Origin of the sequence: Flammeovirga pectinis, from assembly GCF_003970675.1 — a bacterium.
GTDB lineage: Bacteria > Bacteroidota > Bacteroidia > Cytophagales > Flammeovirgaceae > Flammeovirga > Flammeovirga pectinis.
Map to the genome: position 1 here is coordinate 4,097,985 of NZ_CP034562.1, position 23,301 is coordinate 4,121,285.

Genomic DNA, 23,301 nt, shown 5'->3' on the forward strand with positions numbered 1-23,301 from the left:
TGAAGCCTGTTAGTAGCACTAGAGTAAAAATCACTTTAATGGATACGGCTTTGATTCATACAGATGCAATGGATGTTTCTAACATGATACTTACTTTTAATGGAGATGCTTTTACAAGTGGTACAACCTCCGGCTATTCGAATTTATCTGCAGCATTAAGTGTCAATTTTAAAGATAATCCAGCAGTTACAGACAGTGATTTCGAAATAACATCTACTGTGCCCTTTGCTGAAACTGCCTCTGATGATGGTGAGGTTGGTGGGGCAATTGTTCTTACCCTTGTAGGTGGTGATAGTCTTAGTGGTGTAATTGGTAGCGACCTTGTAGACCTTGAGTATGTAAGAGGAGTAAATATTCCTGATGGTTTAGAATTATCTGTCATCAAGAATTCTCATACGCAAGCAACAATTTCATTAAAAGGAAATGCTGAAAATCATGAAGACGCCAATGACATTAATGTAGGATGGTTTTTTGAAGACAGTGCATTCGTTTATTTAGATGCGGATCAAATAGATTTTTCGAATACAACATCACTTATAGAAATTGATTTCCAAACAATTATTGTAGAAATAGAAAACAGTGATTTTATAGAAATTAGCAATACCGGTTTTACAGAAAGTAATACAAACGATGGTTCTGTAGAAGGTTCAATTGTTTTAAGCCTTGTTGGTGGAGATCAACTTACAGGAGCAAATGGAGACGATCTAGTAGCTACTGGTTTGGTTATAGCTGATGGTGTTCCAAGTGGTTTATCACTTTCTATTATTCAAGATACCCCTTTGCAAATAACAATTTCTCTAACAGGGAATGCTGCGGCTCATAAAGCAACAGATAACGCTACATTTGGTTGGACTTTTACTGATAATGCATTTGAAATTTTGGCTGCTAGTATTATTGATTATGCAATTAACCCTAACTCTCAATCCATTACATTTACAACAGAAACACCCCCTCCATTTACAGACAGTGATTTTCAGATTGTCAGTACTATTCCATTTATAGAACAAGTAGTTGACAACGGTATTGTAAATGGAGAGATCGTTTTAAATTTGGCAGGTGGAGATACATTAACGGGTAAGATTGGAGATGATTTTGTGACAGATGCAAAACTTTTAACTCAAAATATTCCAAATGGACTAACCCTCTCTGCAATCAAAAATTCTTCTACACAAATTACACTTCGCTTAAATGGAGTTGCCGTAGATCATTCTTCAGCCAATAGAACTTTTGGATGGACTTTTACAGATAATGCCTTTGCAGCTTTACCTGCAGAAGTAGTAGAATTAGCTCAAGTTTCTAGTGTAGGTATTGAATTTCATGATGGTTACACTCCTGAGTTAACTTTCACTACTTCAAGAAAAAATGATAGCACTACTTTTTATGAAGTTATACCATATGTTGGAGGTTTAGGTAATGCCTATATTCAGTTCCGATTATCGTATGATACTTTTGTTGATACTATTGAAAATTATATCTCTATTGATAACTTACCCGCAGGAATAAAACCTGTTATTACTAAAAATACAAATTCGCTACTTACAATAACATTTGATAGCATTGCTGCAAATCACGCTCCTTCAGATAGTACAATCGCTAATATAACTTTTGAAGATGGTGCATTTACAGGTTACCCGAATACTGATGTGGCAGGGTACCAACAAGATATATCTATTAAATTTCAAGAATATCAAGGTTTAGCTTACGATTCAACTCGATTAGTAGAAAATAAAAGAAATGATGGTTCTATAGATGGCGAAGTTAAAATTACTTTACTTGGTGGACAAAAGTTTACTGGTTTTAATGGTGAGCTTTTTAGTAGTAATGGTAAAGTATTATTTACCTATGTTCCAGATGGTCTAAATGGACGTATTGAAAGAATTTCTGAAACTGAGGCCCTCTTAAGTTTTACAGGGAATGCAACAGCTCATTCTAAATTAGTTGACGATATTTCTAACGTAATTATTAGTTTTCAAGATATCGCATTTACAAACCCTGAGGGTCCTCCATTGGTACATAAATTAGTAAATGATTTTGCTATTGAATATGTTAATACACCAGAAGGCCCTACTTTTACGTTCAACACAAAAAAATTTAATGAAAGTTCAGAAGATGATGGCAGTATAGATAATCAAGTCATGATATCATTATATAATGCTACTTTCCATGATGATTTATCAATTGATAATGTCTCAATTAATAACCTCCCAAGTGATTATACAATGAGCTTAGAAAGAGTGACTTCCACACAAGCTATATTATCACTTTCAGGAACATCTTTACTTCATTTTAAAGAAAATAATATCGACAATTTAGAAATAAATTTTATTGATAATGATGTTGCAGTAGTAAATGAATTTAGTATTGACTCTGTAGAAGACCACTCGTTTATTTCTAGTATTACTTACCAAGAAAAGTATGGTTTATATTGGGATGAAATGGCTTTTTATGAAGACACTATAAATTTTGATGGAGCAATCGTTTCGTCTCAAATAATTAGAATTGGTGGTGGAGAAACTTTTGTCGGAACAACAGGAGACAATTTGATTCAATATACAAATTATGCAAATTTTCCTAACGGTTTAACACCGGTTCTTGAACGCATAAGTGATACTAAAGTACAATTATTTTTTACAGGTATAGCACATCATCACGATTATATAAATACTGCTTATGATGGAGGAATAATTTTCAATGCAGCTGCCTTTACTAAAAATACAGTCAATTATTTAAAAGATATTTCTCACCTAAATATTCAATTCCATTACGAAGATACTCCAGGCTTAAGTTGGTCTAAAATTAACCTAGCAGAATCTTTTAACTTTGATGGCTCTGTTGCTGATACCGTTCTAATTTCTGCACAGGGAAGAGCTACATTTACTGCAAATAGTACCGATTTTATTACGGATGAATTAGTAACAATTACAGGTGTACCTGATGGGTTAACTGCTAATTTAATAGTAGTTGATCAAAAGAACCTTAAATTGTACTTCAACGGAAATGCAACATCTCATTTAGATACAGATGATATCGATAACTTAAATGTAACCTTTAATTCTACTGCATTCGAGAATAACGATATTAGTAATTTTGGAAAAGTATTTCAAACATTAAGTATCAATTTTAGAGACTCTGCCCCATATTTAACATGGAGTAATGGTTTGTTTACAGAAGCAAATACTGATGATGGTAGTGTTGAAGGAACAATGACTGTAAATTTAGTAGGTGATGCTTTTGTTGATGCAGTAGGAACCGAAATTACAGGAATTACGACAGAAAACACACCAGATGGTTTAACACCAGTATTAACAGTAACAAGTTCTACAAGTGCAGCATTAACTTTTACGGGTAATGCAACAGAACACAAAGATATAAATGATTCAGAAGATTTTTTGATTACATTTAGTGCTTCCGCTTTTGTGGCTTCAGATGTTTCTACTTTTATTGGTCTTGCAAATACGGACTACCCTATTCGTTTTAATTTTAATGACACTCCGATTACGGCAAGTGAATTTGAGATACTCTCTTTTGCTGCATTTAAAGAAAGTAAGGACAACGATGGTAGCGTGGATGGAGAATTAGTTTTACAATTAACCGGTGGAGATGTTCTTACAGGTATTAACGGTCAGAACCTTGTGAAACAAAATTTGGTAACCCCTGTAAATGTACCGAGTGGTTTATTTTTAAAAGTAATTCAGAACAGTGCTACGCAAGTAACAATCTCTTTTGTAGGCAATGCAAGTTCTGAACAAAATACAATTACTTTTGGATGGGAATTTACTGATAACGCATTTGCTAATTTAACTGCTGCTGAGATTAATTTAGCCGTAAATCGAAAGGCATATCAAATAGAATTTTCTGATCCTAATCAATCAAATTTTGATGGTGAAAATTGGTCGAACGGTTCACCATCTAAAACTACAAATGTTGTCATAGATGAAAACGCAACATTAAATGTATCCTCTCCTATCAATGTCAATTCTATTAGTTTATCACCAGGAAGTAAAATAAATATTGCTGAAAATGGTGGACTAACTGTTAGTGGTGATGTTGTTAATTATGGGGTGATTAAAATTGCAAATGGCGGTTACATTATTCAAGAAGAAAATTCGGATTATTTAGGTACAGGTACTGTAGAATATACAATTGTGGGCGATGGTTTAGAAACGGTATATAACTATTTTTCTAGTCCATATGTTTCAGAACAAAGTTTTGGAGGCAATATTTACAGTTATAATCCGACACTACCTCAAAGCAATAGTTATTCTGAATTAAACAAAGGTTGGCAAGCCCATAATGGGGCAATGACTCCCGGACAAGGCTATACGGCTACTAATGTAGATCAAGAAGTACTTTCTGGAACACCTAATAATGGAGATATAAATGTGAGTGTATATAAAGGTGCCCACACTGGATTCAATTTAATAGGAAATCCTTATTTATCACCCATCGACATTGATAAATTTGTTGCTTTAAATGGTCCAGATGACAACAATGTAATTGAGCCTACGATCTACCTATGGGATCAAGATATAAGTGATGAAAATAACTTTCAATCTGCAGATTATGCTACCTACAAACCCGGTATTGGTGCTGTTGCAGGTGGAAGCACAGAAACACCAAATGGTGAAATTGCAGTAGGTCAAGGTTTCTATATAGAAGCAAAATCTTCTGGTACAGTTATCTTTAGAAACAGTATGAGATCTACGGATAACTCTCAGTTTTTTAGAGTGAAAGAATCAAATGAAGTAGCTAGATTATGGTTAAATGTACATCACGAAAATAGTAGTTTTAACCAGACGCTTATTGCTTTTAAAGACAACGCAGATGATCTATACGACCCTACTCTCGATGTGAAGAAATTAGTAGGAAACACGAATTTCACATTGTATTCTCAAATAGAAAATGAAGATGACAAATATGTAATTAATGTTTTCAATAATTTTGCTATCGATGAAAAAGAAATTGCTCTTGGGTTAGTCACTTCATTTGATGGTGAACACGAATTTGAACTAGCAGATTATGATCACCTAGAAAATTTTCCAATTCTTTTAGTTGATAATAAAACAGGTTTAGAATACAACCTTAAAGAAGAAAGTGTAAAAATATATTTACCTAAAGGGGATTATTCTGATAGGTTTACAATGAAATTTAGAGAAGCAAATGTATTAAGTAATAGAACTACTTTAGAAGAGGTATTATTGGGTACTTCGCATGGAAAGTTACATCTCCTTACAAATCAATTGGTAAGTGTTTTAAAAGTATTTGATTTAAACGGTCAGGAAATTCTTCAATTGAAAGACCTTTCGCCAAATTCAACAATAGATCATCAATTAGATAAGGGTATTTATATTATTCAAATACAACAAGAAAATACTATTGAAACACAGAAAATAGTACTCAAATAATACTATGTAAAATCTCTGGAAATCATTTTTACACAAAGAAAGGCTGTCTCATTTTAGTGTGAGACAGCCTTTCTTTTTTGCATTATTTTAAAATAACATAGCAAACTTGATGCGATTGTAATCAATGTTATGAGACGTGATATTTATTCAATATTAAATGAGTAATAAACTCTTGTTTTTTATTTAGTATTTATTGTTTTTTAATAATAATATGAGCTAAAAACTACCCATCTGTTCTACTTTTTAACTATCTTTTCTTTAAACCCATTTACCATAATATTAACTTATCTCACTACAATGAAGAAAGTTTTACTATTACTTAGCCTTCTAATATCTAGTATGGCATACAGTCAAAACCCTTGTGGTTTTGATAAACATCAAAATGAATATCTTAATGTTCACCCTGAAGCAAAAAATGAATTACTGAATAGTCTAAATTCAAATGCAAGGATTAATGTTAACACTGTATACAAAATCCCTGTAATTTTCATGGTGGCACATACAGGTCAAAATGAAGGGCAAGATATAAACCTATCTAGAAAGAGTTTATTACAAGGCGTTGCCGCGTTAAACAAATGGTTTAAGGATTCTGGAACTTTTACAAGTAAAGCTGCTGTTGCTGGAACACCTAATATTGAATTCGAATTGGCCACAATTGATAGAAGTGGTAACGCATTTAATGGGGTACTCAGATCAGATTGTTCTACAATTACGAATTATTCTAATGGTGTTGATTTCGATAACAGTTTAAACATTGGTACAACTGCTAGTACATTAATACAGCATTTTGAAAATCAATTTGGTACTTACGAAAGCCGAGATTACTATAGAGTCTATGTCGTAAATAAGGTAAATGGTGCTTATGCATTTGCATCTACTGGGTATTGTGTAATGCCAGCATTTGGATTAGAAGGTTCTACTTTCCCTCATGAAACAGGACATTATTTATCTTTACCACATACATTTGCTGGTGGTGGTTCTGAGACAAGTCCCGCTTGTCCATCTAATAGTAACTGTGCTACTGATGGAGATCGTTTTTGCGACACTCCACCTCATCCACATCCACAAATTACCAATACTGCAGACGGAGATAAAATATGTCCAAGTGGAGTTGCTTCACCTGTTTTGAAATATAACTTCATGAATTACTACCAAGACCCGATTATGTTTACAACGGATCAAGTAAATCAAATGAGAAGTCATATTCAGTCAAGTAGTGATAAACAAAATTTAGTCTTAAGGGAAAAAGCAAAAGAAATTGCTAAACCTGTTGTCGACTTTGCTTTTGAAGGTTCATGTTCTGGCGAAATTATTAGCTTTTTAGAATTGACTGAAAATGGTCCTACTTCATATTCTTGGGATTTTGGTGACAACTCAAATTCTACCGAAAAGAATCCATCACACACCTATGCACAGGAAGGTACCTATACTATTTCTCTAACAGCTAGTAATACGTATGGCACAACGGTAAAAAGTAAGACTATTGATATTAGAAATACTCTTAAGGCTTACCAAACGCCAAATACTCAAGGTTTGATGAGTATTAACCCTATCGGAAAAATTAATTTTGGTGGAAAAATTGTTGAATTTAGTAATATTTTTAGTGGTTATTCTGATGATGTATGTAGTACATATATTTTCGAAGCTGGAAATACATATTATAGTTCTGTAATATTAAGAGACGGCTTAGCTGCTAATTCATCGTATGCAATATATGCTGATTTCAATCAAGACGGTAAGTTTGATGGTCAACAAGAGAAAATAAGTAGTGGAATCAAACCTAGCGCCAGTGAATATAAAGTAGATTTCACTCTCAATATTCCACAAACAGTATTATCTAATAAAAAGATAAGATTAAGAATTCTTTTTGGTGATGCTACCAATGATGTACAGACTACTAACCCGCTTTCAGGTGTTGCCACAGTTGTTAAAGATATCTCTGCATTTATTATTGGAGGTACAACTTCTAGTGATTTTACAAACAACCCTACAAGTGTAACCAATACTAGTTTTGATATTACTTGGAATGCACCTCAAGGTAGTAGCCTTACACCTTCTGGATATTTATTAGATGTTGCTTATGATGAATTATTTAATAATAAAGTAAGTGGTTATGATGATAAGGATGTCACATCTTCGAATAGTACCTCAATAACAGGATTACAAACTGGAGCGACTTATTACTACAGAATCAAAGCACAATACAGTAGTGATAATAACTATTTAGTTGTATCATCTGCTAAAAATGTAAAAGCTGTAGGGCAATATGACAATGATCAAACCAACCATTTAAGTATCGCTACCTCTACCAATACCGCTGTGATTAAATGGGATGAAGGGACAAATGGAAATACATTATTACAAGTATCTTCCACTCCATATGACTTTACTCTACCGACTGATGGTACTACGTACACAAATAATTCGAGTGCAGGTTCAGGTAAAACTTGGTGGGTTACCTCCAACGACTCAATCATTGTAACTGGATTAAATTCGGAACAAACCTATTATGTAAGGGCATTTGATTATACTGGTACAACTTATAATCAAGGCATTGGACGTGAAAGTATTCTACCATTTTCTACTGTCTGTAATATGCTTGGGATAAATATTAACCAAGGTCAAGGCCACCCTACCGATTTCAGTCTCTCTACTTTATCAGTCCCTAATGCTGGTAATCCAACAAGTGGAACACCTGTACTATCTACTTTTGGAAATGGAGCTGCAACTTTAAATGTTGGTGTTGATTACCAAGGGTCTTATAATGTAGTCAGTGGATATTCTACTAAAGGATATATTGATTTTAATAAAAATGGAGTTTTTGAGTTATCAGAAGAAGTTTATGATAACAGTTCTCAAAAAAGTCAATCCTCTCAAATTTTCACAATTAATATCCCTACTACTGTAGCTGCGGGGGTTTATGTATTAAGAGTTAGTGCTAGATTTAATGCAGGTAACATAGCACCATGTGGAAGTTCAGGGTATGGCGGTGCAGTTGATTATCAACTGAACGTAGAAAACTCTAACTGTACATCGACTTCGATTACAGCAAATTCAGCTTCTTTGTCTGCAATCAATGCTGATTGTTCATTAGCCACTATAACACCACCTACAGCAACTACAGATTGTGGTTTCCCTCTTACAGCCACAACAACTACTACGTTTCCTATTACGGCTTCAACGACTGTTTTTTGGGTGTTTGATGATGGCAATGGAAATCAACTTACTCAATCGCAAAGTGTGACGATATCAAGTTTAAATAATGCTTATACAGTTGCAAATAATACGATTACAGCAAGTGCTTCTGGAACTGGAATTACATATCAATGGTATAATTGTTCAAACAATTCTGCAATATCTGGAGCTACTTCAAGTTCTTATAGTCCAAGTGCTTCTGGTAGTTACAAAGTGAAAATTAGTAAAGGTACATGTGAAGTATATAGTTCTTGTTATCAGTATACGGCGGGATGTACAATCATTGCAATAACACCTTCAGAATCTAGTTTAACAACTTTAAGTTCATTCTGTGAAATTACACAATTGACACCTCCAAGTGCCTCTACAAATTGTAATAGTACAATTCAGGCTACTACAAATGTAAGCTTACCTATTACGACTAGTACAGATATAACTTGGACGTATTCTGCTAATGGAATTACAGAAACACAAACACAAAGAGTTGAAATTAATGGAAGCCTATCAATAAGTTTATCTTCAGGTATTTTATCTGCATCAATAAATGATAGTAATTATACTTATCAATGGTACACATGTGGTAGTAATAATTCTGAAACAGCTATCACTAGTGCTACAAGTTCTACATATACCCCTTTAACATCAGGTAGTTATAAGGTTAAAGTTAGCTCAACTGCCTCAAGTTGTAGTACGATTACCTCAACGTGTTTTGATTTTATTGTAACATCGTTGGTAGATAATTTATGGTTAAAAGAAGTATATATTTATCCTAATCCATCAGAAAGTAAGCTAAATATTGGTGGTGTTGGTAATAAAATATTTAGTTATAAAATAATAACTCAAGATGGTAAAATAATTTCGGAGCAAAAAGGACTACTTTCTAATGAATCTATAGAAACAAGTCAACTAAAAAATGGATTATATTTAATTCAAATTGAAAGTAATGATAATATAAAAACATTGAAATTTTTGAAAAAATAGTTATTTAAAAAACATTTTTACACAAAGAAAGGCTGTCTCATTTTAGTGTGAGACAGCCTTCTTTTTTTACCAAAACCTATTACTTACTAGTATCTACAGATTGTACTTCTTCTATCTCATTTAATCTCCAAATACCCTCAATCCATTCTTTTTCTGGACCGTAATTTCTAAATATTGTAAACCAAGATTTACCAGGGATAGTCTGTAACCAGTTTCCTTTTTTACCTTCAATTGGTTCTGGAGAGAAGTAAATATCTAAAGAACCATCTTCATTATACACTAATTTTTTCTGATTACTATCCAAAGATGGGTGCTCTTGATCTGTTTGAATCATAGATCTTGTTTGCGTATCGTATAATGTTACCGCCCAGAATCTTGCAGTAGGAACATCTGCATCGATATGTAATGAATATGTTTTCCCCCCATCGTAAGCAATACCATCTTGAGCTACATAAGAGATACCATAATCAGACCCTTTTCCTTCAATTCTTAATGCCATTGCTGGTGTAACGCCAGTGTAAGAATAGTGAAACATATCTCTAGCTTCTTTCTTTACAGCACCGTTATCATTAAAAAATACATCTCTATCTGCATAACCCATTCTCCATCTACTAGAAACATTGTCTTCATATAAACTCACGCCTTTTTGTCTTGGATACCAAGCAATTGAACGGGCACTCGCATTCCCTAAAGCTACTGCATCTGTAAGGATGGCTTTCATTCTTGGATCTGGATTAAAAGCTTTCCCTTTTTCTATACCAATAGCACGGAAAGTACCTAAAAGTTCTTCATCAAAAGCAGTGGTAGATTCGTACTGCACCATTTCATGAATTTCATTATAGAACTCAAAATTATTGGCGTGGATTGTATTCATCACTTTTCCAGAGGCGTGAATAAAATTCATGTCATCACGTAATTCTGGTTGATCTGCAGGATAAGAACGGTAATTTGCCATTACATTATCAATTGTTTTCTGATCTCCATTCATACGTAATAGCACCCAATTTACATGTGATTTTGAACGTATTACAAAACAATCTTTAGGTACTTCTCCTTCATATCCTACAGGAAGAATAGCATATCTACCTCCTTTACCTTTATCTCTACCAACCATACCTAAATCACATACATAATCAAAAGCCATGTCGTTTACAAAACCTAAAGCTCCTGTTGGCACTTCTAAAATTACTACGCCATCTCTTTTTGTATCTATAAAACCTGTTACATACATTGTAGATGTGTTACCTGTTAGGAATTGTGATTTAGAATCCATCATTCCATCAAAAATCAAGGTAGAATTGGCAGTGGTATTCCCCATTTGGTAATGCCCTTTATACAGTGCCCAAATGGAAGCATAACGCATACCATCCATAAATGCCGTGTAGCCCCTAGATTTATCCATAAAATCGTAAGCTGTATTTACTGTTTCTTGACTTGGAACACCATCAAAATAAGTAAGTTGACCTTCTGTAGTTTCTACAGTATCTGGTGTTATAATATTTTCTGATATTTCCGTTGACATCTTATATTGAGCATTTGCAAATGAAGATGCTAAGACGAATAAAGAGACTATATATTTTTTCATTTTATTGTAGATTATAATGTTTAAATCAAATGTTATCAGTGTGTTTTATTGTGCTGATAATTGATATAACGGGGATAATCTAGTATGAAAATGTCGAATTTTATTTTTGGAATGTCAGATTTTGTTCGTTGTCAATTTCGGTGGTAAAAAGCTATTTCTAAAATCACATTATTTAAATTAATTTTTATTCTTGCTTTACTGTCGACGACGACTATCTGATTGTCTTAAAGTTGACTATACAACAATAAACCTAATTTTATGAAGAATCTAGAAAAAACAATTCTCATATTCCTTCTAATGTTTTCATTTTCTCAAATGTCAAACGCTCAAGGTCATGAGAAAAATTTGCTTATTAAGGGAGCTACAGTAGATGTTCATCACACTGATTTTTATTCACCTCAGCAAATGAATTTTCTCTTTAACAACAATTCTTTTTTCGAACCGTTCCAAGATAATATTTATATCAATTTTGAGATGCCTTTGTTTACCATACAAGATGTTGCATTCGATATCTATGCAGCACCTAGATTAAGCTATTCTACATACCCTATTCAATACACAGAAAATGGGCCTATTTATAATTCTGAAATGGAAATGAATGCAGGTTTAGTAATCAGAAAAGAAATTAACGGAAATACATTTAGTTTATATATTGGCGGTAATACAAGTCAGGGTAATATTCATACAGAAGACACACAGATTGTTCCAACGGCTAGTTCTTTAATTAAAGGAACATCGAGTACTATTCCAATGCGTTTTTATGAGAAATAATAGCTTGATGAAGATGATAAAAAAGCTACTCCTGTTTAAAGAAGTAGCTTTTTTTTATTGACTTATTTTTGAATATTCATCTAGTAAGTGTTCTTTGTTATGCTTATCTAGAATTACAAGTTTTATGTCTGTACTATTTTTATCTATTTTCTGATTTACTTCAATTCCTTTTAAAGGAGAAACTTTACCTAAAGAGAGTTCCTTAGCTTTATTTTTCACGTTTAAGAATCTGATTTTCAACTCTCCTTCTATAAACGTTCCATACTCCCCTTTTACAGTGCTTGCCGTTATATCTAAAGCTAACTTTTTAGTAATAATACCCGATGCATTAACATCTAAAATTGGCGTACTAAGTAGTTTAGTTGCTCCATGTATTTCAGAATAATCAAAGGCTTCTCCAGCCGCTAACGTATAAATTGGTGTTTGTATTTCGGTCTCTAGGTACCCCGTCTCCATACCACTATTAAAAATAGCGACATCTCCTCCTTCACAATAGGTTAGCGATTTATCAAAGGCTTCAAAAGTTTTAGAGAAAGCCGATAATGTTGTTTTATCTACATAACAAATCCATGCTTTAGAAGAAATCATGTGCATACCACCCATCAAATTATAATCAAAGTGTGCTTCATAAATTCCAGGAGCTACCTCGCCAGTCCAGTTAGTACCTTTATTAAGGTACTTCTTTATATGTTCAGGATTTTTCTTATCTAATGGAAATCTATTTCTAGAAATATATCGCCAACGTTGTTCTGGTGTTACATCAATTCTAAATTGTTCTCCTCCCTTCATTTTATGCTCTTGGTCAAAAGGTACATAAGCTACAAAATTTTCACCATCTTGAAGTAAAGAATCTGTCCAAGAGACATGCTGACTTGAAAGCATGATTCCTCTTTTTACCTTCTTTTTACCTACGTTTCTTAAAGTATGTATATAATATACTTTACTAGATACATCTTCGATTTGAAGAGACCTTGTGTACTGAATAGATTCTTCTACTTGTGGTTGAGTAAATCTTTTTTCCTTTCCAAACCAAACCGGCACTGGTAAATTCTGAACACCTGATTGTACTACAATTGTTGCTTTATCTATCTTATTTTCTGTAGAAAGTACTTTATAAGGAGCATCACCGATAATTACTGGTGGTGGCCATCTTTGTGATTTATCACCTTTAGCATTCAATGCAAAATTATCTCTAGGAATTGGTACTAATCTATACCCTCCAAAATTCCTCCAATCTTTCATTTTCACATGATCATCGTTCGTGTAAGAACGCCCAAATTCTTTAGGGTTTAACCACAGCGATTTTACATTGCCAAGATTATATTCTAACACTCTTCCACCAGCATCTGGCACTACCGTTACCGTGATAAAATCATTCTTTGCAACGTAATTGGTTTTCCATCCCCAATCATTATAATTATCAATAGCATTAATTGTTTGTCCATTAGTATCTATACTAAAAGATACTAGGCTACATAATAGTAGCAGAGAAAAATAGCTTATTTTCATTTCGGTAAAATTTATTTAGTAAAGTGAGTTGTTATTCTAGCGTAACTGCTTATTTCTTTTTCCAAACCCTTACATAATCTACAAACATAGAGGTAGGCATTTGATCCAATGCTTTTCTTGTTTTTTCGTCCGTTGTAGGATCAATAGCATTATTTCTGTTATTATAGAATTTTACAAATGGTTTGCGTAACCCTAAAGACAGCGTAACATTCATAGGTCGGTGCCAATAGATATTCTTTTTTCTAGCCACCTCTACACCGTCAATAAACCAGATTATTTCTTTCTTGTTAACTTCGCAACCATATACATGATAGTCCTCGCTTGGATTCCAAGGAGCTCTCCATTTATTTAATTGTTCTTCTGGATATTTTTTTGGCCTGTGCCATTCTCTTTTTCCATCTACTTTTATTACAGCATGTAAATTAAGATCAATATCCTGTATATCTTCTTGGTGTTTATTGTACCAATCAAATTGTTGTAATTCCACAACATCTATTTCGCAGTAAACAGGTTCGCCATCTTTAGCTTCCTTATCAAAATCACTAAAAAGCCAGAAAGATGGGCAAACACCCTCTGCCAAAGAAGCTCCTTTAATTCTTGCTTCAAAATAACCGTACGTAAATGCTCGATAAGATTTTAGAATACCAGATTTAAAATATGTGTTTTTATCCTCTTCGTTGTTATAGTTGGGGCGCATAGTGATTTTTGCAATGCCATCTTTAATAGTAACATTGCTATCATTGTCCCATTTCCATGCTGTTGTATTTGGAAGTTTGCCATTTTGCATCCATTTTTTCCAATCTGGATTTTCGGCATTAAATTCATCAGAAGCACTCCATTGAATTTCCCACTTATCATTACTTTTAGTAGTAGCGAGTGGTTTTTGTGCAAGAACTATTAAACCTATAAAATTACTCAATAGTAGAATAATTATATGTGGTCTAAGTTTTATTTGTTTCGTCATCTTTAAAATTTCTATTCCTTAAAATTTAAATTAAAAAGAGACAAATAGATTCGACATTTAAATATAAGGAAAAATACTATGGCTTATAACGATCTACTACTTTCATGTTCTTAAACGAACAAAGTATTGACGCTTACCAAAATTGATATATTAGTTATTAATAAAATCAAAAGGGAAAGTATGAAACATTTCTCTTTTTTATTTTTTTCATTTTATGCTTTTTTTAATTCTAAAACATTAAATTTCTCTTTCGAATTCATAGTAATAATAATTAAAATTGAGAAAAAACTAACTTAACACCCCAAAAAACTCCATTTACACCCATAAAATTAACGCAGAGTATCATTTGATTTACGCTAAGTAACAAACCGCTAAAACAACATATAACACCACACAACCTCGTGTTAACAAAATTAAATGATCAAAATATATTATTTAAAATTATCCAATAATTTCTTAGTTAAATCCTTGCTGAAGCATAATGTATTGTTTACATTTATAACACACTATTATAAAAACAACACAGTATTTTATTATTTTTTTTTGCATAAACTGTGTTTAGAAAAAGATAAACATACACTTTTTTGAGATTCAACATTTGACTTTACTTTAACTTACATGATTAGATTTTACATTTTACTTCTTATTCAATTATTAGTATTATCTAATAGTTCAGATATACTAGCACAAAGCAATACCTCCCAGTTTACGCCATTAACCAAATATGGAATGAACGAGGGTATTTCACATTATGGCGTCACTACTTTATTAGAAGATCATAACGGATTTATTTGGTTAGGTACTTACAATGGCTTAGATAAATTTAATGGCTACGATTTCACCAACTACAGAAATAATGATTATGAGCGTATTCTTACAAGCAATAAAATAAGAACGCTCTACCAAGACGATCAAAAAAACATCTGGATTGGCACAGAGAATGGTTTAAATATTTACCTCTACGATCAGCAAAAATTTAAAGTAATTGAGGCAAGTTCTTTAGGTATTAAAAACGATAAACCTTTTATTATTGCTAAGATCCTTTCTATTAAAGATTACATAGTTTGTATTACAGAGTATGAAGGAATTCTTCTTTTCAATAAGAAAACGTATCAGTTAGAACGCTCACATTATGTCGAAACAAAAGAGAAATCTTTCCAGTTTGTTTCTGATGCAGTTACTTTAAATGATGAAATTCTTTTAGTTTCAACTTCTAAAGGTTTGCTCACTTATAATATTAAAGAAGATAGACATCGTTTTGTAAAACCTCGAATTATTGGAGCATCAAGAGGTTTAGCAATTGATTGTGACAACAACATTTTTATTGTTGGTTATAACGGTATTCATCATATAAAACCTTTAAAAAACGGAGATAAATACTCTTTCCATTTTCAGAAAACAATCTTTCCTAATACAAGATTTTTAAATATTGAGGCAAGTAGTAATGGTGATTTATGGTGTGGTATGCTTTCTAGAGGATGTGCCCTTATTCATGAGCCCGCAAAACTTCCAGAGAATGTTGCGTTTAGTGCTATTAAACCAGAGCAGTTTTTAGATATTGGTAGAGTAAGTGATTTCTTACCAAACAACGATAAGTTTAATAAAGTATGGATCAGCTCTTTTAGTGATGGCTTATTTGTGTTCGATAAAAATGCATCTGCTTTTAAATATTCTGATTTAAATACTGCTGAGCTTCGTGGTCAACATTTTACTAATAAAATATTAGAAGGCTGTGTTTGGGATAAAGATCATGTTCTTTTCTGCTCTTACCTTAGAGGTCTAGTGTTTTTTAATACCACTACGGGAGAGTTAGAACCGCTACCAAAAGAATTTGATAACAGCCCTGTTGCTGTAAATAATGCTGCTGTTGTAAAAGATAATAAAGGTGGAAAGTGGTTAAGATTTATAAAAGGCAGAGGTAAATGGTATTACCAACCAGCAAACGAAACAAAAAAGTGGATTCAGATTTCTAAGAACGGAAGGCCAAACAAACAATATTCTAAGGTAAATAAAGTTGTTGTAGATGATAATGGTTACTATTGGATTGCCGCAAAAATTGGTCTTTTCAGAATTTTAATGTCCGAACAAGGAAAGGTAGAATATATAGAAAAGCTTGATAATAACCCTAATATTAATTTATCTGAAGCAAATACGATTAAAACGCTACATATAGATTCTGCTAGTAATAATGTTTGGGTTGGTACAACATTAAACGGTCTTCTTCAAATAGAAAATGACCCCACTTTAAGTATGAATACAATGAGTATTCGTCAATATAATTACGATAACGAAAAAGAAGAAAATACAGAAATACCGTCCAATCATGTATCAAATATTCTAGCCTTACCAAATAACAAGTTATGCATTGGTTTAGAAGGTAAAGGAATTTGTATAATTGATAGGGTGATAGGTGATAAACTAGAGTTTAGAAACTATTCAGAAAAGGATGGGTTAGATAATAATGTTGTAAAAAAGATAGTATTTGATGGTGAAAATAAATTATGGATTACTACAGATAAAGGATTAAATCAGTTTGATATCTCAACAAATACCTTTAAAAACTTTGCTTCAGAAGATGGCGTAAAAGCATATGCTTTCGAAAATGTTGGTTTTAAACAAACCGATAACAGAATTGTTTTTGCAGCAGGAAATGGAATCTGTTATTTTAATCCAAACAGCATTAAAATTGAAAAACCATTACCTAAGTTTACTTTCGGTGAAATGGTGCTTTTTAATCAAAAAGTTGGTGTTAACGATACCATAAATGATAGAGTAATTCTTGATAAACCTTTAAACAGACAAGAAGAAATTACGTTGAAATATGATGAAAATGTATTCTCTATTGAGTTACTTCTTCTTCATTATTCTAACCCTTCTATCTTTAAAGTAAAATATAGATTATTACCTCAAGATAAAGAATGGATAGAAACCACATCAGAAACTAAAAATGCTTCTTTTAATGGCCTTCCTCCTGGAAGTTATACCTTAGAGGCAATGGCTTCCAATTCAAAAGACAGATGGACTGCCCCTATCCGATTAGATATTAGAATTGAGCCGCCATTATGGAAAACACCATTTGCCTACATACTTTATATTTTAAGTATTATTGGTATAGTCTACATCATAATTAGATTTATGCTGAACCATACTCACTTAAAACATGAGTTAGAAATAGAACATATTGAACGTTTAAGAATAGATGAACTGAATAAAACCAAAGAACGTATTTTCATGAATATTTCTCATGAATTTAGAACTCCAATCACCTTAATTAGAGGTCCGATACAGATGCTTCTAAATATGTTCAAATCTAATCAAGATGCTTTTGTTCATCTCGATTTAATTCAGCGTCAATCGAATAAAATGCTACAATTGGTAAATCAGGTACAAGATTTCCAAAAAGCAGAGCAAAGTGTGTTAAAATTAAAAACGGCTAATTTTGATTTCACAGACTTGATTGTAGATATCAAAAAAGACTTTGATCATTTAGCAGAGTTGCAAGCAAAGAAATTGATTATTGAAGGAGAAGCTAATCAGTTATTTATTACAGCTGATCGTTATAAATTAGAAATCGTTCTGAATAACTTATTAAATAATGCCTTTAAATTTACTAAAGAAGGTGACACAATTAAGATTATTTACGGTCACGATGAAAATTCTCTATTCTTTAAAGTAGCAGACACAGGTATTGGCGTTAAGGCAGATGAGCTACCTTTTGTGTTTGATCGTTATTACCAAACAGAAAACTCAAACACTTATTCAATCGGGTCTGGTATTGGATTAGCATTTTCTAAGCGTTTAGTAGAAATGCACTTCGGAAAAATTAGCATTGATAGTATTTTAAGCGAAGGAACAACTTTCACTGTAACTTTACCTGTAAAAGTAAACTGTACACAACAGTTAAATGAGGTGAGAATTAAAGATATTCTAGAGAAAGAAAGTGATGAGGAAAAGCAAAAAATAATGCCAAATAGTTTGGAGCTACCAAGCTATTTAATGGACGAAAGTTTAAAAGAACTAAACGTTTTCTATGTAGAAGACAATGAGGAATTAAGGACTTTTGTTTACAGTGTATTTAAAGACTATTTTAATGTTACATGTTTTGTAAACGGACAAGAATGTTTAGATAAATTAGAAGATGAGTGGCCAGATTTAATTATTAGTGATATTTTAATGCCCGAATTAAATGGCTTAGAACTTTGCCAGAAAATTAAATCAGATATTAGAACAAGTCATATTCCAATTATCTTATTAACATCAAGGTCTTCTGTAGATGATCAAGTTAAAGGACTTGAAGTTGGTGCAGACTTCTATATCTCAAAACCATTTGATATGAAGCATTTAATTGCTACTTCTCAGATGTTATTAAAAAATAGAAAACAATTAAGAGAACGTTTCCAGATTGATTTCCCTATTGAAGTAGAAAAGAAAAGTACTTCTAAAGATGACGCAATTTTTATAGAGAAGTTCTACGAACTGATTGAAGAAAACCTTGAAAATGAAGACATAGATATGAATGTTTTTGCCAAGGGTTTATATTTAAATAGAACTACTTTCTTCCAAAAAGTAAAAGCAATAACAAATTATACGCCTTACGAATTATTAAAAATATATAGACTGAAAAAAGCTGCAGAATTATTAGTGCAAGAGAACTTACCTGTTGCAGATGTGTGTGTTAGAACAGGGTTTAAAAACCGTACACACTTTAGTAGAATGTTTAAAGAATATTATGGTGTTTCTCCGAGTAAGTACGGTAAAAAAGTAGCTGAAAAAGTTTAAAATATTCCCCCTATCCAATACGCATTTTGGATAGGGGAAATAGTATAGCTCTACACTTAACATTAAGCAAAAAAATAATTCTACACTTTAATATGCGTACATTTAATGTACAGTAACATCTAATTACCTCATAGAAACCAAAATATTTAGTGCTGTACTTATCTTTACTATACAAACAAACACAATAACAGTTTAATTTTTTTGTGATGAAAAATCTACTTATTACTACAATAAGCCTAAGTTTTATTTCTCTAGTGAGTCTCTATTCATTAGAATGTAAAGCTCAACAAAATCCTGTTTCAGATCCAGAGAATAAAGACAAATGGATTATCAACGAAACATTAAGTGATGAATTTAATGGCACTGAACTTGACAAATCAAAATGGTGGATTCTAGGTGAAAATGGAGACTATAGAAAGAAATGGAAAGGACGTGCACCTGCTCAATTTGTAGCACATAATGTTGCTGTAAAAGAGGGTAATTTGATTTTAACGTCACAATGGGAACCTGAATTTGAGTTCTTAAAGGGCGAAAAAAACAACGGTGTTTTCTATGGGGGAACAAAGGAAAAAGCAGATAATAGTAAACCTATTACGCAGGCTTGTATTATGAGCGAATCGTTCTTTAAATATGGTTATATGGAAATTAGAAGTAAGGCGGCTAATGCCCCTGTTACTTCAAGTTTTTGGACCACTGGTTATCATTCCGAAATAGATATGACAGAGAATTTTGGTAAACTATCTGCTGAAAATCCTTACAATAAACCAGAAAAATTAGAATATAAATACCGTACAAATTTAATTAGTTGGGATCCACAAAAAGCAAAAGGGCATAAACACTATAAAGTAGAAGATGTATTAGATGTTCGTATAGCAGACGATTATCATGTATATGGATTTGAATGGGATAAGGACTACATTAAAATTTATTTTGATGGCAAACTATTACGTACTTCTACAAGAGAGGAACTTGAAAAAAATGACCAATGGAGGCATCAGTTCCCTCAAGAGTTATGGATAAATTCTGAAGTTTTTGAATGGTATGGTTTACCAAATAAAGAAGATTTAGAACAACCTGCAAACTACTTGATTGACTATGTTAGAATCTGGCAGAAAGAAATAACACCGCCCAACTTTAACGCCCTAGGTTTTGAGGGACCGTTCTACTTCCAAGGACGTAGCATGAACTGGTGGGCTCCAAATAAAGACCATTGGAGAATGACAGATGATAAAGCTGCAAGTGGGGATTTAAGTCTATGCTTTAACTATGAAGGTGATTTTAGTGGCAAAAATTTCAATATCTACGCTCCTTTCGGCTCTTTAGATTTACCAGAAGGTTCTAATGAAATAGAATTTAAAGTTTGGATTGATAAGGATACAGATATCAAAAAAATAGACTTCATTTTAACCAATCCTAAAACAAATATTTCTTTTGATTTATCAAATGTAAAAAAAGGGAAATGGGTAAAAGTTTCTCAAAAATTTACAAGAAATAAAGATTCGGTTCAAGATTTAAAAAATGGTGACAGAGTACAAATTCAGTTAAAAGGAAATACTATCACTAGTAAAAAAGCTCTCTTGTATATCGATGATATCGAGTTTAAACATAATAAAGGGCTAGCGAATTAGTAGCTATTTTTCACTATATAAAAGTATACTTAATCTAGTTTAGGTATACTGTTTTTATGATAAAAAACACCTCATTTGAATGTGATAGCACAAACTAATGAGGTGTTTAAAAAATAACAATAATAGCAACTACTTATTCACTCACTTCCAAATACAATACCTCCAAAGGCTTCATTTTAAAGTCTTTAGGATGATCAGTACCTTCAATTATATTCTTGATTTTTACTGGATTCCCATTATTTAATTTAAGAGATAAATTTGCTTCTTTATTCCCTAAATTCACAATAGAAAGTAACTGGTTTCCATTTTCATCTTGCGTATATCTCCACATACATGCTTTATGATTATTCTCGTTGTTTTCTTCTAAAATTAATGGCTGTTTATCTGTCACTTTCGACAAGGCTATTGTTCTTATTTCTGTAGTATTATCAGATAAAATCAATTCACCATTAGCCGGTTCAAGTGGTTGCAAGTCTCTACCATATTCATCTTTCAAAATACTCTTTGCATCAATAATTATTTTACCTCCTTCAACTAAATATTGCTGCAAAGCATTTCTTTCTGATACGGTTACAAATGGTGTATTTTGAATAACAACAACATCCCATAACGACGTATTTTGTTTCGATAATATTTTCTCTGTTACAAAGCCAATCGCCACTCCTTCAAACATTAGATTTTCGTAAGTGTGATATACCTCATCCATATGGTTATCTATATTGATTGCAGAGGTCTCTGAATGAAAAATACGCACTGGTTTTCTTAACTTCTGAATAGCACTTAACCCTCTAGCATTTGCATTCATATCTAGGTAGGTTAACGTAATTTCATTCATAATACGTGGCATTTGTGTTACAGATGCAGCATAGCCTTTGGTCTGCTTTCTTAATGAGCCATCAACATTTCTTGGAAAGAACCACGTCTGACAAGCATTTAAACCTAAAGTTGTTGCTAACCAAAAAGTAGCTCTAGCGTAATCGGGTTTCATGTATAAATCTCTAAATCTAATAGTAGAAATAAAATGATTTTCCGAATTAAAAATGATCTTATCAGGAGATACAGATTTCATAAAATCATAACTAATACAAAGTTGTCTCCAATCAAAACTATATTTACTCTTCCATTCAGGTACTTTCTTTCTCCACATATCAGAATAAACTGCTCCTGCATCGTTGCCAATTACAGACGTTATTTCGGTCATTGATTCCAAATCTATACCCATATCTCGTGGGTTTTCTGTAAACAAATGCGTCATTACTTTTATATGCGTATTGGCTTCTTCATCGTATTTATGAATAATATCAGAAAGGCTCTGAAACCACTCGTTCCCTCTCACCTGATTAAAGCGCATCCAATCGTACCAAATGGGTGTACCTTGCAAATTTCCATTCATTGGTATTGTAACCTGAATAGCATCAAAAGAAGAGTAATCTGACCCCCAAATAGTATTTAATGTAGCAATGTCTTTATGTTTTTCTTTAAGATAATTTCTAAATTTTTTGAAAGTAAATTCAGAAACTCCTCCTGTATCCCAAGAGCCCTCTTTTGTATGCCAATGCGGTTCGTTAGTTAACATATACCCTAGCTCCGCATAATTTTTCCCCTTCATTAAAGGAACAGTTTTGCTTAACAGTAGTTCTTGCAACTCAATAGTATTTGGATTATCAATATCATAATCAAAATATCTACGTTTACCTTCTAGAGCTTCTGGGTACTTCTGCTTAAACCATTTTGGAGGGTTAAGATGGTTTAAAAATGCAGTACCAATTCTGCCAGTAGGTTTTGTTTGTAACTCATTAATAAGCTTTGGTTTAATTGTACCATTTTCATCAAGTACATTACTTGTAGTCATAAAAAAACCATCTAAGTTACCGTGATATTTTGTAAGATAAGGCACTTTTGGCTTCCAAGTGTAATCTAAAAGAAAGACAGGTCTACCATCATCTTGAATAATATCACTTCCTTTTATATGTGTGTTATTCCAATCAATTGTAGTAATTTTCTGCTTGTGTATTTTACCAGCTATCGCCAATTCTAAATTTTCTTTTCCTTCTTTAAGCATACTAATTACCTCTCTTCTTTCAAAGTTAGGCAAATCTTCAGCCACCTCTCTAGCAGTTGTTTTATATGTATTTAATGTTTTAAATAGCTCGTAATTATAATCAATATTCTTTTCGTCCCAATTGGCAAAAGTCTTAAAAATATCCGCTGTTCTTAAAGTACTTTCCTCTTTAGTTACATCAATACCTTTTTTCTTTGCCTTCTTTATAATAGTTTCTAATTGCTTAACCTCTCTCTCTAGCTCATTATTTAAATCTTGTCCAAAAAGAGTACTGTTTAATAGTACAAAAAAAAATAAAATTGTACCTGTTCGTCTAAAAAATTGTTTCATGTTCTTATGTCTTAATCACACACATCGTTGGTGTTTGTTTATTAAAAATGGTAGTAGATCACAAGTTAAAAAAGTACCCTTACCCATACAAT

The 23,301-nt window shown here is 32.4% G+C and carries 9 protein-coding genes; 5 read left to right on the forward strand and 4 right to left on the reverse strand.

Annotation, left to right across the window (positions count from 1 at the left end; all coding sequences use genetic code 11):
• Positions 1-38: 38 nt before the first annotated feature.
• Both EI427_RS16500 and EI427_RS16505 read left to right on the forward strand, forming a co-directional pair.
• Complete coding sequence (locus EI427_RS16500) at positions 39-5,405, forward strand: T9SS type A sorting domain-containing protein (protein WP_126616792.1); 5,367 nt, start codon at positions 39-41, stop codon at positions 5,403-5,405.
• 339 nt (positions 5,406-5,744) lie between these two features.
• Positions 5,745-9,581 carry a GEVED domain-containing protein gene (locus EI427_RS16505; protein WP_170178512.1) on the forward strand — a complete coding sequence of 1,279 codons (3,837 nt, stop codon included), beginning with the start codon at positions 5,745-5,747 and terminating at the stop codon, positions 9,579-9,581.
• Between the two features lie 79 nt (positions 9,582-9,660).
• Here the strand turns inward: EI427_RS16505 and EI427_RS16510 are convergent, their stop codons facing one another.
• Complete coding sequence (locus tag EI427_RS16510; RefSeq protein WP_126616795.1) at positions 9,661-11,166, reverse strand: DUF1254 domain-containing protein; 1,506 nt, start codon at positions 11,164-11,166, stop codon at positions 9,661-9,663.
• Between the two features lie 258 nt (positions 11,167-11,424).
• Here EI427_RS16510 and EI427_RS16515 point away from each other — a divergent pair, with 258 nt between their 5' ends.
• Positions 11,425-11,937, forward strand: coding sequence for a hypothetical protein (locus EI427_RS16515; RefSeq protein ID WP_126616797.1), 513 nt, complete (start codon positions 11,425-11,427; stop codon positions 11,935-11,937).
• A 54-nt stretch (positions 11,938-11,991) separates the two neighbouring features.
• On the opposite strand, the gene EI427_RS16520 is transcribed toward EI427_RS16515, so the two are convergent.
• Both EI427_RS16520 and EI427_RS16525 read right to left on the reverse strand, forming a co-directional pair.
• On the reverse strand, positions 11,992-13,446 hold the full coding sequence (locus EI427_RS16520) for a hypothetical protein (RefSeq protein WP_126616799.1): 1,455 nt from the start codon (positions 13,444-13,446) through the stop codon (positions 11,992-11,994).
• 49 nt (positions 13,447-13,495) lie between these two features.
• Complete coding sequence (locus EI427_RS16525) at positions 13,496-14,410, reverse strand: family 16 glycosylhydrolase (protein WP_126616801.1); 915 nt, start codon at positions 14,408-14,410, stop codon at positions 13,496-13,498.
• Between the two features lie 618 nt (positions 14,411-15,028).
• Here EI427_RS16525 and EI427_RS16530 point away from each other — a divergent pair.
• Entirely contained in the window at positions 15,029-19,189 is a 4,161-nt protein-coding gene (locus EI427_RS16530) for a hybrid sensor histidine kinase/response regulator transcription factor (RefSeq protein ID WP_126616803.1), read from the forward strand.
• A gap of 206 nt (positions 19,190-19,395) precedes the next feature.
• Positions 19,396-20,817 (forward strand): family 16 glycosylhydrolase, encoded by a 1,422-nt coding sequence (locus tag EI427_RS16535; RefSeq protein ID WP_126616805.1) that lies wholly within the window; start codon positions 19,396-19,398, stop codon positions 20,815-20,817.
• 133 nt (positions 20,818-20,950) lie between these two features.
• On the opposite strand, the gene EI427_RS16540 is transcribed toward EI427_RS16535, so the two are convergent.
• Complete coding sequence (locus EI427_RS16540; protein ID WP_126616807.1) at positions 20,951-23,209, reverse strand: beta-galactosidase; 2,259 nt, start codon at positions 23,207-23,209, stop codon at positions 20,951-20,953.
• Between the last annotated feature and the right edge of the window lie 92 nt (positions 23,210-23,301).

Bases quoted from the DNA above. Each gene is read 5' to 3' on its own strand.
- EI427_RS16520 (WP_126616799.1), bottom strand. From the start codon at position 13,446: ATGAAAATAAGCTATTTTTCTCTGCTACTATTATGTAGCCTAGTATCT.
- EI427_RS16525 (WP_126616801.1), bottom strand. From the start codon at position 14,410: ATGACGAAACAAATAAAACTTAGACCACATATAATTATTCTACTATTG.
- EI427_RS16515 (WP_126616797.1), top strand. From the start codon at position 11,425: ATGAAGAATCTAGAAAAAACAATTCTCATATTCCTTCTAATGTTTTCA.
- EI427_RS16530 (WP_126616803.1), top strand. From the start codon at position 15,029: ATGATTAGATTTTACATTTTACTTCTTATTCAATTATTAGTATTATCT.
- EI427_RS16505 (WP_170178512.1), top strand. From the start codon at position 5,745: ATGGCATACAGTCAAAACCCTTGTGGTTTTGATAAACATCAAAATGAA.
- EI427_RS16535 (WP_126616805.1), top strand. From the start codon at position 19,396: ATGAAAAATCTACTTATTACTACAATAAGCCTAAGTTTTATTTCTCTA.
- EI427_RS16510 (WP_126616795.1), bottom strand. From the start codon at position 11,166: ATGAAAAAATATATAGTCTCTTTATTCGTCTTAGCATCTTCATTTGCA.
- EI427_RS16540 (WP_126616807.1), bottom strand. From the start codon at position 23,209: ATGAAACAATTTTTTAGACGAACAGGTACAATTTTATTTTTTTTTGTA.
- EI427_RS16500 (WP_126616792.1), top strand. From the start codon at position 39: ATGGATACGGCTTTGATTCATACAGATGCAATGGATGTTTCTAACATG.